The sequence below is a fragment of the Frigoribacterium sp. R86507 genome, from assembly GCF_044597695.1.
Taxonomy (GTDB): domain Bacteria; phylum Actinomycetota; class Actinomycetes; order Actinomycetales; family Microbacteriaceae; genus Frigoribacterium.
Genome location: NZ_CP139002.1, coordinates 1,259,310 through 1,272,597, shown reverse-complemented (window position 1 = coordinate 1,272,597; position 13,288 = coordinate 1,259,310). Strand labels below are relative to the sequence as shown.

Sequence of the window (13,288 nt, the reverse complement as noted above, 5' to 3'; positions counted from 1 at the left end):
GCGCGCCGGCCGTGACGTCGCGCGTGAGGTCGCCGGGAGGAGAGGGCACCGCAGGAGGCGCGGGTCGCGTCAGGCGGACGCGCGCACCACCAGCTCGGTCGGCAGCGTCATCGCGGCGGGCTTCTCGCCGTCGATCACCTGCAGCAGCAGGCGCACCATCTCGTTGCTGATGCGGTCGAACGGCTGACGCATGGTCGTCAGCGCCGGTGTCGTCTCGGTCGCGACGCGGGAGTCGTCGAACCCGGCCACGGCGACGTCCTCGGGCACCCGACGACCGGCGGCCCGCAGGGCGTCGATCGCCCCGGCGGCCATGCGGTCGTTGCCCGCGAACACGGCGTCGACGTCGGGATGGTCGGCGAGCAGCGAGGCCATCGCGACGCGACCGCTCTCACGGCCGTAGTCTCCGTGGCGCACGAGCGACTCGTCGAGGTCGTCGCCCAGCTCGGCGCGGTAGCCCTCGAGCCGGGTGATGCCGCCGGGGGTGTCGGCGGGGCCGGTGATCGTGGCGATGCGGCGACGCCCGAGACCGCGGAGGTAGGCCACCATTTCGCGGGCACCCTCACGGTCGTCGGCGGCGACCCAGCCCATCTTCTTCTCGTGTCCGAGCGGGATGCCACAGGCGATCGCCGGCACGCCCGACTCGACGACGTCGGTCAGCAGGCGGCCGCCGCTGTGTGCCGAGACGAGCAGGACGCCGTCGACGTGGCCGGCTCCGATGTACGCCAGCGCCCGCTGCTGCTCGGCCGGCGACCCGGCCATGATCAGCACGAGCGAGACGTCGCGGTCGGCGAGGGCCGCGGCGGCCCCGCGCAGCAGGATCGAGAAGTTGGGGTCCTCGAAGAGCTGCTGGTGGTCCTCGGTGAGCAGGAAGGCGACCGAGCCGGTGCGGTTCGTCGCGAGGCTGCGCGCATGCGGGTTGACGCGGTACCCGGTGGCCTTGATGGCCGCCTCGACGGCGGTCTTCGCCTCGGGGCTGACCCAGCGACCGCCGTTGAGCGCCCGCGAGACGGTGCCCCGCGAGACGCCCGCCGCCGTCGCGACGTCGTCGATGGTCGGTCGTCCCCGACCCGTCGCGCTGCTCACGCGGCCAGCATAGGGTGCCGCCGGCGCCGGGCCCGCCGGCACTACTTGACCGCGCCGGCGGCGAGGTCGACCTTCCAGAAGCGCTGAAGGACCAGGAAGATGGCGATCAGCGGGATGACCGACAGCAGCGCCCCGGTGATGACGAGCGTGTAGAGCGCCGGCGCCGACGCCCCCTGGTTGAGCAGGCCGTTGAGGCCGACCGTCAACGGGAACAGCGAGTCGTCGCCCAGCATGATGTACGGCAGCATGAAGTTGTTCCAGATGGCGACGAACTGGAACAGGAAGATCGTCACGAGCCCCGGCAGCAGCATCGGGACCGCGATGCGACCGAAGATGCCCATCTCACGGGCTCCCTCGGTGCGGGCGGCCTCGATCACGTCGGTCGGCACGGCGGCCGCGGCGTAGATGCGGGCGAGGTAGATGCCGTACGGGCTGATGATCTGCGGCAGCAGCACGCCCCAGAACGTGTTGGTCAGGCCGACGTTCGCCAGCAGGAAGTACTGCGGGATCGCCAGGATGACGCCGGGCACGAGCACGCCCATCAGCAGCACGTTGAAGACGACCTTCTTGCCCGGGAACTCGAACTTCGCGAGCACGTAGCCCGAGAGCGCCGAGACGAAGGTCGACGCGATCGCGCCGATGCCGGCGTAGAGGGCCGTGTTGAGCATCCAGCGCCAGAACAGGCCGTCGCGGTACTGCGTGAGGGCGACGACGTTGTCGAGCAGGTGACCGCTCGGCGCCAGGGTGAAGGTCGAGAAGAGCTCGCCGCCGTCCTTGGTCGAGGCCATGACGACCCAGAGCACCGGGAACAGGCAGTAGACGGCACCGATCAGCAGCAGCACCGTCGAGACGATGCTCGGCCGTTCGGCGTGCAGGCGCGGGGCGGCCGGGTCGCGCGGCACCTTGCCCGAGGCTCGGCGGCCCGTCGAGGAGGCGCGGGTCGGGTCGGGCACCGGTGCCGCCGCGTCGCGGGAGCCGTCGAGGTCGATCGTGGTCATGGTCAGTCCTCCTGGCCGAACGCGCGCTTCTGGACGACCCGGAGGAAGAAGAAGCTGACGATGAAGGTGGCGAGCGCGATGACGACCGAGGTCGCCGCCGCCGAGTAGATGTCGTCGCGGGTGAACGCGTCGCGGTAGACGAGCATGAGCGGCGACCAGCTGGTCGACAGGCTGTTCGTGAGCGGGCGCAGGGTGGTCGGCTCGGCGAACACCTGCAGGGTGGCCACCATCGAGAAGAGCGCGGTCATGACGAGCGCGGGAGCCACCATCGGGATCTTGATGCGCAGGGCGATCTGCACCTCGCTGGCGCCGTCGAGGCGGGCGGCCTCGTAGACGTCGGTCGGCACGGCCTTGAGCGAGGTGTAGATGACGATCATGTTGAAGCCGACGCCGCCCCACAGGGCGATGTTGGCGATCGCGAACAGCACGGTGCCCGAGCCGAGCACGCCGTCGACGTCCCAGCCCAGCCGGTCGAACACGTAGTAGAACGGGCTCACGGCGGGCAGGTACAGGAAGCCCCAGAGCAGCGAACTGATCACGGCGGGCACCGCGTAGGGCATGAAGATCGACACGCGCGAGAAGGCCGTGGCGCGGGTGCGCTTCGAGTCGAGCAGCAGGGCGAAGAGCAGCGCGAGGCCGAGCATGCACGGGATCAGCACGACGCCGTAGAGCAGGACGCGCCCGACACTGGCGGCGAACTCGGGGTCGGTGAGCGAACCGACGTAGTTCTCGAGACCGGCGAAGACCTGGGTCTCGCCGCCCGAGCCGAGCCCGAGGCCGACGACCTGCTTCTTCTGGAAGCTGAGGAACAGCGTGTAGACGATCGGCGCCGCCATGAACAGCACGAAGAGCACGATGCCGGGGGCGAGCATGGCGTAGGGGGTCAGCACCCGCGTGCGGAAGCTGCCGTTGCCCTTGCGCGTCGCGGGCCGGGGCGCCTCGCGACCGGTCGACGACGGCGGAGGGCCGGCACCGTCGGTGCGGGGACTGAGGGGGGTGAGGGTGTCGGCCATGCCGGGTCCTTGGGTCGAGACGGGTGTGACGGGGAAGACGGGTGTGACGACGGCGGGTGGGGCGGTTTTCGCCGCCCCACCCGGTGTCGCTACTTGACCGAGAAGCCGCTCTTGGTCAGGTCGTCGACGGTGATCTTCTGCATGGCCTCGACGGCGTCCTCGAACGCCGCCTGCGTCTTCGCGTCGGCCGCCTTGGCGAACTCGTCGTTGTAGGCGCTGAAGGCCACGTTGACGTTGGGGCCGTACGTGAACGGCGTCACGGACTCCGAGGCCTCGGCCGCGATGTCGTAGAAGTCGTCCTGCTGGCTGAAGAACTCGGGGCTCGTCGTCAGGGCGTCGGCCGCCGCGTCGGTCGCCGCCGGGTAGACGCCGGCGATGTCGGCGAGTGCCGCCACGGCCGTGGGGTCGGTGTTGAGCCAGGTCGCGAACTCGACCGCCGCCTCCTTGTGCTCGGACTGCGTCGTGACGGCCGTGGTCGAGCCACCCCAGTTGCCGTCCGCCGGCTTCGAGGCGTCCCACTGCGGCAGCGGCGCCGCGGTCCACTTGCCGGCGGTGTCGGGGGCGTTGCCGCCCAGCACGCCGGGGGCCCAGACCGAGCTGATCCAGCCGACCTGGCTGCCGTCGTTCAGACCGGCGTTCCACTCGGGCGTGTACATCGGCTTGTTGTCGATGGCGCCGCTCTCGACGAGCCCGCCCCAGTACGAGGCGACCTTCTCCGTCGGGCCGCCCTCGATGTCGACGCCCCAGCTGTCGCCGTCGATCGACCACCACGAGGCGCCGGCCTGCTGCGTGAGCCCGGCGAACCAGCCGGCGTCGTTGGCCGAGAAGGTGCCGAGGTACTTCGACGGGTCGGCGGCGTGGAGCTTCGTGGCCACGTCGGCGTACTCGTCCCAGGTGGTCGGGACGCTCAGGCCGTACTGGTCGAGGATGTCGGTGCGGTAGTAGGCCATCATCGGGCCAGAGTCCTGCGGGATGGCGTAGACGCCGTCGCCCCCGAGGGTCACCGACGACCAGGTGCCCTCCGAGAAGTCGCCCTCGAGGTCGGCGGCACCCTGGTCCGAGATGTCGGCGAGCGCGTCCGAGGACACGAGCGTCGGGATCTTCTGGTACTCGGCCTGGATCAGGTCCGGAGCACCGCTGCCGGCCTTGATGGCCGTGAGCAGCTTGGTGATGGCGGGGTCGCCACCGTCCTGCTTGTTGACGGTGACCTGGATGTCGGGGTTGTCCTGGTTCCAGAGGTCGACGACCTTGTCGAGGTTCGGGGCCCAGGCCCAGTAGCTGAGCTCGACGGGGCCGTCGTCGGCCGCGCCTCCCCCGGCGCCGGAGCACCCGGCGCTGAGCAGTAGGGCGGCGGTCGCGACCGTGGCGACACCGAGACGGCGGAATGAGCTGCGCATTCGTCCTCCTTGAGGAAAGCAAGAGCTGTGGTGGGGCGGGACAGCGCGGGCTTCGGAGAACCACGTCGCTGTGCCTGTGAGCGGTTACAGTTACGCACAGCCCTTTTGGCTTGTCAACACCGATACCGACCCTTTCGACAGTCGATACCGGTGTGTTACAACTGGGAGCGCACACAGTCAAAGGAGATCACCGCATGTCACTCGAGCTCGACGCCCGGCCCACGCCCCAGGCCACCACGACCTGGCTGCCCGGCCGCGCCGACCTGCGCTACGGCGGGGACTACAACCCCGAGCAGTGGCCGCGCGAGGTCTGGCTCGAGGACATCGCCTTGATGAAGCAGGCGGGCGTCAACCTGGTCAGCGTCGGCATCTTCTCGTGGGCGCTCCTCGAGCCCCGCGAGGGCGAGTACGACTTCGGCTTCCTCGACGACATCCTCGGCCTGCTGCACGACGCCGACATCGACGTCGACCTGGCCACCCCGACGACCGTCCCCCCGGCCTGGTTCTGGAAGGCCTATCCCGACTCCCACCCGGTCACGCGTGACGGCGTCACCCTCGGCCGCGGCTCCCGCGGCATGGTCAGCCCGAGCAGCCCCGACTACCGTCGCGCGGCCCTCGCGATCACCGAGCGGCTGGCCGAGCGCTACGCGAACCACCCCGCGGTCGTGCTCTGGCACGTCCACAACGAGTACGGCGCCCCGATCAGCGAGGACTACGGCCCCCACTCGGTGCTCGCCTTCCGCACCTGGCTCGAGGAGAAGTACGTCACCCTCGACGCGCTCAACGAGGCCTGGGGCACCCGGTTCTGGGGCCAGACCTACGGCGAGTGGGACGAGATCGACGTGCCGCGCACCTCCGCCACGGTCGTCAACCAGACCTCGCGGCTCGACTTCGCCCGGTTCACCTCGGACGCCCTGCTGGCCTGCTTCACCGCCGAACGCGACGCGATCAAGCGACACGCACCGCACCTCCCGGTCACGACGAACTTCATGGCCACCAACTGCCCCTCGATCGACTACTGGAAATGGGCCCGCGAGGTCGACGTCGTCGCGAACGACCACTACCTCGTGGCCGAGCGCCGCGACAACCACGTGCTGCTCGCCATGGACGCCGACCTCACCCGGTCGCTCGCCGGCGGTGCGCCGTGGATGCTCATGGAGCACTCGACCTCAGCCGTCAACTGGCAGCCCCGCAACATCGCCAAGCGCCCGGGCGAACTCGCCCGCAACGCCGCGAGCCACCTGGCCCGGGGCGCCGACGCGATCCTGTTCTTCCAGTTCCGGGCGTCACGGTACGGCGCCGAGAAGTTCCACTCCGCGATGCTGCCGCACGCCGGCACCGCGACCCGAACCTGGCGCGAGGTCGTCGACTTCGGCGCCGACCTGGGTCGCCTCGCGGCCGTCCGCGGCAGCCGGGTGGAGGCGCGGGTCGCGATCCTCTGGGACGTCGAGTCGTTCTGGGCCCACGACCTCGAGTGGCGCCCGTCGGTCGAGCTGCAGCACCGCGAGCGCGTCGTCGCCTGGTACTCGGCCCTCTGGCACCTCGGCGTGACGGTGGACTTCCGTCACCCGCACGACGACCTGTCGGGTTACGACCTCGTGCTCGCCCCCTCGCTGTACCTGGCCGACCGGCACACCACCGACGCCCTCGGCGCGTTCGTCCACGGGGGCGGCACCTTCGTCGCGTCGTACTTCTCGGGCGTGGTCGACGAGAACGACACCGTCCACGCCGGCGGAGCACCGGGTGCCCTGCGCGAGGTGCTCGGACTCTCGGTGCCCGAGTTCCTGCCCCTGTACGCCGACCAGGTCGTCACGCTCGACGACGGCACGACCGGCACCGGCTGGTCCGACGACATCGTGCTCGAAGGCGCCGAGGCGGTCGCGAGCTACGTCGACGGCCCGGCGGCGGGAGGTCCGGCGGTCACCCGCCACGCCCACGGCGACGGTTCGGCCTGGTACGTCTCGACGCGCACGACGGGGGCCGACCTCGAGGGGCTCGTCCGGTCGGTGCTGGACGACGCCGGCGTGCCGCTGCCGGTCGAGCAGCCCGACGGGCTCGAGGTCGTCGTGCGCCGCGGGGACGACGTCGACTTCACCTTCCTGGTCAACCACGCCGAGGCCGCGACCGACGTCGCGGTCGGTCGGGGCACCGAGCTGATCACCGGCGACGCCGTCGACGGCCGCGTCGCCGTGCCCGCCGGGGCGGTCCGCGTCGTGAGCCGCCCGCGCGGCTGAGCCGCGACGCGAGGCGACCCGAGGAGGCGCGGTGCCGGCGTCGGGACCGTCACCGCGCCTCCTGCACCCCACCCGTCGAGAGCCCCATCCCGCACCCGCAGCACCCCGCCACACCGATCGTCAAGGAGGACGACGCGATGACACGACCCACCACCACACCCCGGACCCGCATCGACCGGAGGGGCCGGCGCGGTCTCGTCGTCGGCGCCGCCCTCGCCACGGCAGCCTTGGGAGCCGGCCTGCTGTCGGGCGCCCCCGCGACCGCGGCCCCCGGCGGCCCGGCCTCCCGCCCGGTCGTCGTGCAGGACCCCGGCTTCGAGCAGGGCGCGGCGGGCTGGGTCTCGAAGGGGAAGGGCACCACGACGCTCGAGGCGGGTGGGCACGACTCGGCCACGCGCCTGACGCACGTGCTGTCGACGGCCGGCACGGCCACGACCAGCCAGAAGCTCAAGAAGGTCACGCCCGGGTGGTGGACCTTCTCGGCCTGGGTCAAGAGCGGTGGCGGCCTGGCCACGAGCACGCTCTCGTTGACCGGGTGCGGCACCGGCTCGAGCACGGACGCCGCGGGCACGACGGTCGTCCCCTCGACCGAGTCCGACGACGGCTGGCTGCACCTGTCGGTCTCGGCCGAGGTGACGCACAGCCAGTGCACGCCGACGCTCACCACGTCGGGCGCCGCGGGGGCCTGGGCGAGCATGGACGACGTGACCTTCACGCCCGGTCGTGCCACCCGCGACGTGCGGGGCGCCGACCTCTCGGGCCTGCCCCGCAACGAGGACCGCGGAGCCGTCTACCTCGACGCCGCCGGACGGCCCACCGACCCCGTGACGCAACTCGCCGACCACGGGGCGAACATGGTGCGGCTGAAGGTCTGGGTCGACCCGACCGACGGCTACAACGACCAGGACGACGTCGTCGCCATGGCGGCCCGGGTGAAGGCGGCGGGCATGCAGCTGCTGGTGGACTTCCACTACAGCGACCGCTGGACCGACCCGGGCGCCCAGACCATGCCGAAGGCGTGGCTCGGGCTGAGCGCCCCCGAGGTCGCCACGAAGATCCACGACCACACCCGCAGCGTGCTCGACGCCCTGGCCACCGAGGGCATCACCGCGGACGCCGTGCAGGTCGGCAACGAGATCAACCCCGGCATGGTCTGGCCGCTGGGCCAGACCTGGGACGTCGACCCGAGCGACGGCGTCAGCGGCGCGCAATGGGACAACCTGGCGATGTTCCTCACGGCCGGTGCGACGGCGGTGAAGGAGGTCTCGCCGACGACCCGGGTGGTACTGCACCTGACGAACATCAACAACGGGATCGACGGCCTGACCTGGTGGTTCGACGAGGCCACCTCACGCGGTGTGCCGTTCGACCTGATCGGCCTTTCGTACTACGGCTACTGGCACGGCGGGCTGTCGGGCATGCAGCAGGCGGTCACGACGCTGTCCGCACGCTACGACCGCGACGTGCTGATCGTCGAGACCTCGTACCCGTGGACGCTCCAGGACGATCCCGACCACACCTGGGAGAACGTCGTCGTCGACCCGTCACAGCTGGTCGCCGGCTACCCGGCGACGCCCGAGGGCCAGGCCGCGAACTTCCGGGCGATCCAGGACGTCGTGGCGTCGGCCCCCGGTGGCCGCGGCATCGGCGTCGTCGCCTGGGAACCCGCGTGGACGGCGGTCGACGGGGCCGGCTGGGACCCGGACGACCCGACCTCGGGGAACGCGTGGGAGAACCAGGCCATGTGGGACTTCGACGGACGCCCCCTGCCCGCCCTCGACGAGTACGCGGCCGACTGACCCGGGCGAACGCCGGGTGATCCCGGCCGGCCACGTCACGGACCGCGATCGGGGACCCCCAAGATGGGCTCATGCCCTCCTCCCCGCGTCCGCGAGCCCGCGTCGACCGACGCACCGTGTTGCTCGGTGTGGGCGGCGTGGCCGTCCTCGGTGCCGTGGGAGCGGGCGTGGCCCTGCGGACCGCGCGCGTGACCGGGGAGGCGCAGGTCACGCCGACCGCGCCTCCTCGGCCGGTCGACGCCCTGCGGGCCGCGCGTCCCGCCACCGTCGCGCACCGCGGCGGATCACGCGACTGGCCCGAGATGTCGCTGTTCGCCTACCGGCAGTCGGTCGCGGCCGGGGTCGACGCGCTCGAGATGTCGCTCTCCCGCACCTCGGACGGAGTGTGGTTCGGCCTGCACGACGAGACCCTCGACCGCACCTCGGGCACGTCCGGCTTCGTCGCCGCCGAGCACACCTGGAGCGAGGTGCAGCGGTACCGCATCTCGGCGGCCGGGACGAGCGACCCCGGGCAGTCGGACCAGCCCTACGCGCGCTTCGACGAGATCGTGCGCGAGTTCGGCCGCGACCACGCCCTGTTCGTCGACCCGAAGTACGTCGGGGCCGACTTCTACCCCGAGCTGTTCGAGATCGCGCGGACCCAGCTCGGCACGGCCGACCTCACGCAGACCCTGGTCGGCAAGGGCTACTGCACGCAGACCGAGTGGGGCGACCTCGCCACCGCGCGGGGATGCGAGACCTGGGGGTACTACTACGCCGACGAGCTGGCGGGCGATCCCGAGCTGCTGACCCGCACCTCCGGCTCCTGGAGCCTGCTCGGCCTCGACTGGGCCGCCCCGGCCGCCACCTGGTCGACCCTCGCGGCGACCGGCAAGCCCGTGTACGGCCACATCGTGCCCGACCTCGACGCGGCGCACACCGCCCTCGACCACGGCGCCGACGGGCTCGTCGTCTCGGGCGTCACCGAGGTCGTCGGGCCGCTCACGACCGAGGGCTGAGCCCCGACGCACGCCGCGGCTCGCGCGCCGCGCCCCGCGTCTGTCGTCCGCGCGCCCCGCGTCCCGCGGCTCAGGCCGCGGTTACCGCCACACGTTCGGGCCGTTCGGCGTCCGCCCCGAACACCAGACGCCGGGTGGCGACCTTGTCGGCGAAGAACCGGTCGTGGCTGACCACGACGACCGCCCCGGGGAAGTGCTGCAGCGCCCGCTCCATCACCTGGGCGCTCGGCACGTCGAGGTGGTTGGTGGGCTCGTCGAGCAGCAGCACCGAGGCACCCGAGAGCAGGCACTGCGCCATCGCGACGCGGGCCCGCTGACCACCGGAGAGCGCGCCGATGCGCTTCTTGAGGTCGGCCTCGCTGAACTGGAACATCGCGAGGAACCGCCCGACCGACTTGCGCGTCGCGGTCAGGGCGAGGCTGTCGGGCATCGCGTTGACCGAGTGCGTGACGGTGTCGTCGTCGTCGAGTTCGGCCAACACCTGGTCGTACGAGACCACCTTGACCCCGCCCGCCCAGGCGGCCCGACCGGCGTCCGCGCGTTCCTCGCCGGTCAGCACCCGCAGCAGCGTGCTCTTCCCGCTGCCGTTCGCCCCCGTGATCACCAGGCGGTCGCCGCGGCGCAGCTCGAAGGTGAGGTCGTCGAAGAGCGTGCGGTCGTCGCGGGCCTTGCCGAGGCCGTCGACCCGGCAGAGGACGTCCTTGACGTGCAGCCCCGAGTAGATCTCGGTGATGATCTGGTCGACGGGGCGAGGTGCCCGCGACTTTTTCACCTTGGCCAGCTGCTTGAGCAGGTCGCCGCCGTCCTGGCGCTTGGCGGCCTTCGCGGCGTCGCGGCGGTCCGAGATGCCCTCGGCCTCGAACGCGAGCAGCTCGGACTCGTGCACGAACTGCTGCTCGAGGCTCTTCAACCGGAACTGCTTCTGCACGACGTACTCGGCGAAGTCGCCCGGGTAGTCGTGCAGGTGGAAGTTCTCGACCTCGACGATGCGGGTGACGACCGCGTCGAGGAAGCTGCGGTCGTGCGACACGACGACGGCCGCGCCGTGGAAGTCGCGGAACCAGGACTCGAGCCACTCGACTCCCGCCACGTCGAGGAAGTTCGTCGGCTCGTCGAGCAGCAGCACGTCGGGGTCCTCGAGGACGATCTTCGCCAGGGCCGCCCGGTTGCGCCAGCCACCGCTGAGGTCGTCGATCGGGCTGGTGCGGTGCGCGTCGCTGAACCCGAGCACGCTCAGGGCGGTGTCGATGCGGCGCGGGTACTCCCAGCCGTCGACCCGGTCCATCTCGGCGAACAGCTCGGACTGCCGGTGGATCAGCTGGTCGAGGGCGTCCCCGCCGTCGGGGTCCATCGCGACCACGGCGATGTCGGCGTCGATCTGCGCCAGGTCGGCCTCGATCGTCCGCTCGTGGGCGAAGAGTCCGGTCAGCACCTCGACGATCGTCTGTGTGCCGTCGAGCTCGGAGAACTGCGAGAAGTACCCCACCCGCACGCCCTGCTCGAGGGTGACCGTGCCCTCGTCGGGCTGCACCTGGTCGAGCATCAGCTTGAGCAGCGTGGACTTGCCGCTGCCGTTGCGACCGACGATCCCCACGCGCTCCTTCTCGTCGAGGCGGAAGAAGGCCTCGCGCACCACCGGGGTGCCGTCGAAGCGCACGGTCACGTCGTTCAGTCGGATCAGGCTCATGCGTCGATCCTCGCAGGCCGACGGAACACCCGGCGCCGCCCGGTTGTTGTCGTCGGAGGCATCGACGCGACCGCGGGCACCCGACCCCATCCGATCGCACCGACGTCGACGAACAGGAGGCATCATGTCGAACCAGTACCGGAAAGACCCCGAGGCGGTCGCCCGCCTCACCTCGACCCAGCGCCGCGTGACCCAGGGCGGCGGCACCGAACCCGCGTTCCGCAACGAGTTCTGGGACTCGAAGGACGCGGGCATCTACGTCGACGTCGTCTCGGGCGAGCCCCTGTTCGCCTCGGTCGACAAGTTCGACAGCCGCACCGGCTGGCCGAGCTTCACGCGCCCCATCGACGCCGAGCACGTCGTCGAGAAGCGCGAGGGGTTGTTCTTCAAGCGCACCGAGGTGCGCTCCACCGCCGGGGACAGCCACCTCGGCCACGTCTTCCGGGACGGCCCCACCGCCACCGGCGGGCTGCGCTACTGCATCAACTCGGCGGCTCTCCGCTTCGTCCCCTACGCCTCACTCGAAACCGAAGGATACGGTGCCTACATGACGCTCTTCTCCCCCGAATCCACCCCCGCCCCCAGCGGCACGACCGAGACCGCGATCCTCGCCGGCGGTTGCTTCTGGGGCGCCCAGCAGCTGCTGCGCCGCCGACCGGGCATCGTCTCGACCCGTGTCGGCTACTCGGGCGGCAGCGTGCCGAACGCGACCTACCGCAACCACCGCGGTCACGCCGAGGCCGTCGAGATCGTCTTCGACCCGGGCCTGACCTCGTACCGCGAGATCCTGGAGTTCTTCTTCCAGATCCACGACCCGTCGACGAAGGACCGCCAGGGCAACGACGTCGGCGACAGCTACCGCTCGGCGATCTTCTACACGAACGACGAGCAGCGTGCCACGGCCCTCGACACCATCGCCGACGTCGACGCGTCGGGCATCTGGCCGGGCAAGGTCGTCACCGAGGTCACCGCCGCGGGCGACTTCTGGGAGGCCGAGGAAGAGCACCAGGACTACCTCGAGAAGGACCCCTTCGGCTACACCTGCCACTTCGTCCGCCCGGGCTGGGTGCTGCCGAAGCGCGACCAGCAGGTCGCCGCGGGCTGACGCCCGTCAGGCCCTCAGGAGGCGCGGTGCCGGTACCCACCGGCACCGCGCCTCCTGCGTCGGGTCGCCGCTCAGCCCCAGAGGCGCGTGACGATCGAGCCCATGAGGTCGTCCGTCGGGACGTTGCGCTGGGTGACCGTGACGACGACGTCGTCGCGCACCAGGACGGTGTCGGCCATGTCGACGCCGTACATCGGGTGGGTGGTGACGTACTGGCAGAGCGTGCCGCCGTACGCCTCGGAGCAGTCGTAGACGACACCGTCGAGCCAGAACACCGAGGTGGGTTCGCGTTTCTCGGCGAGCCAGGCAGGATAGGCCGCGGCCGTCTCGGCGTCGACCGTGCCGACGTTCGCGAACAGACCCGTGATGTCGGCCCGCACGTCGGCCCAGCCACAGCGCAGCCGGTCGCCGGCGGCCACGACGTCTCGGAGATCGGCGTCGGCCGGAGGCGCGGTGGGGGTGACCGAACCCATCGGACCTCCGAAATAGGCCGGATCGTTCAGCGGGGCGTCCCGCATGGTGGCGGCGTAGGTCGCGGCGTCGACGATGTCGGTGCAGTCCGTCGGGATCGACACCGGGCGGGCCTCGGGCGTCGAGGTGGGAGCAGGCGTCGGAGTGGGCGTCGACGGGGCCGCGGGGTCCGGGGTCGTCGTGGCGGTGTCCGTGGCGGTGGGCCGGGATGCCGGGTCCTTCGTCGCGTCCGCCGGACCGGTCGTCGACGTGCAGCCGACCAGCAAGGCCGCGACCGCACCCGCGGTGGCCAGGCACGCCAGGACCGTCGTCCTGCCGTCAGGTCTCGTCATCGTCCACCCCTTCGTCGGCCCCTTCGTGAGCCCGGGCCTCCGTGGCCCGCAGGACGAGGCTAGGCGCGCAGCCGCCAGGGCACGTCGGTCGAGCGGATGACTCCGAGAATACCTCAGGATCATGTCCGGTCGGACGACCGAGGAGCCGTCGCACCTCGACGGCCTACCCTG

The 13,288-nt window shown here is 71.3% G+C and carries 10 protein-coding genes; 4 read left to right on the top strand and 6 right to left on the bottom strand.

What is annotated here, in order from left to right; genetic code table 11:
• Positions 1–69 precede the first annotated feature (69 nt).
• From SJY14_RS06090 to SJY14_RS06075, 4 genes are all read right to left on the bottom strand, one after another.
• A complete protein-coding gene (locus SJY14_RS06090; RefSeq protein WP_055977293.1) occupies positions 70–1,083 on the bottom strand; it encodes a LacI family DNA-binding transcriptional regulator in 1,014 nt (337 codons plus the stop codon).
• A gap of 41 nt (positions 1,084–1,124) precedes the next feature.
• A complete protein-coding gene (locus SJY14_RS06085) occupies positions 1,125–2,081 on the bottom strand; it encodes a carbohydrate ABC transporter permease (protein ID WP_396600079.1) in 957 nt (318 codons plus the stop codon).
• 2 nt (positions 2,082–2,083) lie between these two features.
• Complete coding sequence (locus tag SJY14_RS06080; protein ID WP_396600078.1) at positions 2,084–3,094, bottom strand: carbohydrate ABC transporter permease; 1,011 nt, start codon at positions 3,092–3,094, stop codon at positions 2,084–2,086.
• A gap of 89 nt (positions 3,095–3,183) precedes the next feature.
• Positions 3,184–4,491 (bottom strand): ABC transporter substrate-binding protein, encoded by a 1,308-nt coding sequence (locus SJY14_RS06075; RefSeq protein ID WP_396600077.1) that lies wholly within the window; start codon positions 4,489–4,491, stop codon positions 3,184–3,186.
• A 194-nt stretch (positions 4,492–4,685) separates the two neighbouring features.
• On the opposite strand from SJY14_RS06075, the gene SJY14_RS06070 reads away from it, so the two are divergent.
• The 3 genes from SJY14_RS06070 to SJY14_RS06060 all read left to right on the top strand — a co-directional run bounded on the left by SJY14_RS06070 (position 4,686) and on the right by SJY14_RS06060 (position 9,522).
• Positions 4,686–6,725 (top strand): beta-galactosidase, encoded by a 2,040-nt coding sequence (locus SJY14_RS06070; RefSeq protein WP_396600076.1) that lies wholly within the window; start codon positions 4,686–4,688, stop codon positions 6,723–6,725.
• Positions 6,726–6,862: 137 nt separating this feature from the next.
• On the top strand, positions 6,863–8,524 hold the full coding sequence (locus SJY14_RS06065) for an arabinogalactan endo-beta-1,4-galactanase (RefSeq protein WP_396600075.1): 1,662 nt from the start codon (positions 6,863–6,865) through the stop codon (positions 8,522–8,524).
• A gap of 71 nt (positions 8,525–8,595) precedes the next feature.
• A complete protein-coding gene (locus SJY14_RS06060; RefSeq protein WP_071256794.1) occupies positions 8,596–9,522 on the top strand; it encodes a glycerophosphodiester phosphodiesterase family protein in 927 nt (308 codons plus the stop codon).
• A gap of 70 nt (positions 9,523–9,592) precedes the next feature.
• On the opposite strand, the gene SJY14_RS06055 is transcribed toward SJY14_RS06060, so the two are convergent.
• Positions 9,593–11,209, bottom strand: coding sequence for an ABC-F family ATP-binding cassette domain-containing protein (locus SJY14_RS06055; RefSeq protein ID WP_396600074.1), 1,617 nt, complete (start codon positions 11,207–11,209; stop codon positions 9,593–9,595).
• On the opposite strand from SJY14_RS06055, the gene SJY14_RS06050 reads away from it, so the two are divergent.
• The gene (locus SJY14_RS06050; protein WP_396600073.1) at positions 11,208–12,314 is read left to right on the top strand and encodes a bifunctional methionine sulfoxide reductase B/A protein; all 1,107 of its coding nucleotides are present in this window, start codon (positions 11,208–11,210) and stop codon (positions 12,312–12,314) included. The genes SJY14_RS06055 and SJY14_RS06050 overlap by 2 nt on opposite strands.
• Positions 12,315–12,385: 71 nt before the next feature.
• Here the strand turns inward: SJY14_RS06050 and SJY14_RS06045 are convergent, their stop codons facing one another.
• Complete coding sequence (locus tag SJY14_RS06045; RefSeq protein WP_143048704.1) at positions 12,386–13,117, bottom strand: hypothetical protein; 732 nt, start codon at positions 13,115–13,117, stop codon at positions 12,386–12,388.
• Positions 13,118–13,288 lie beyond the last annotated feature (171 nt).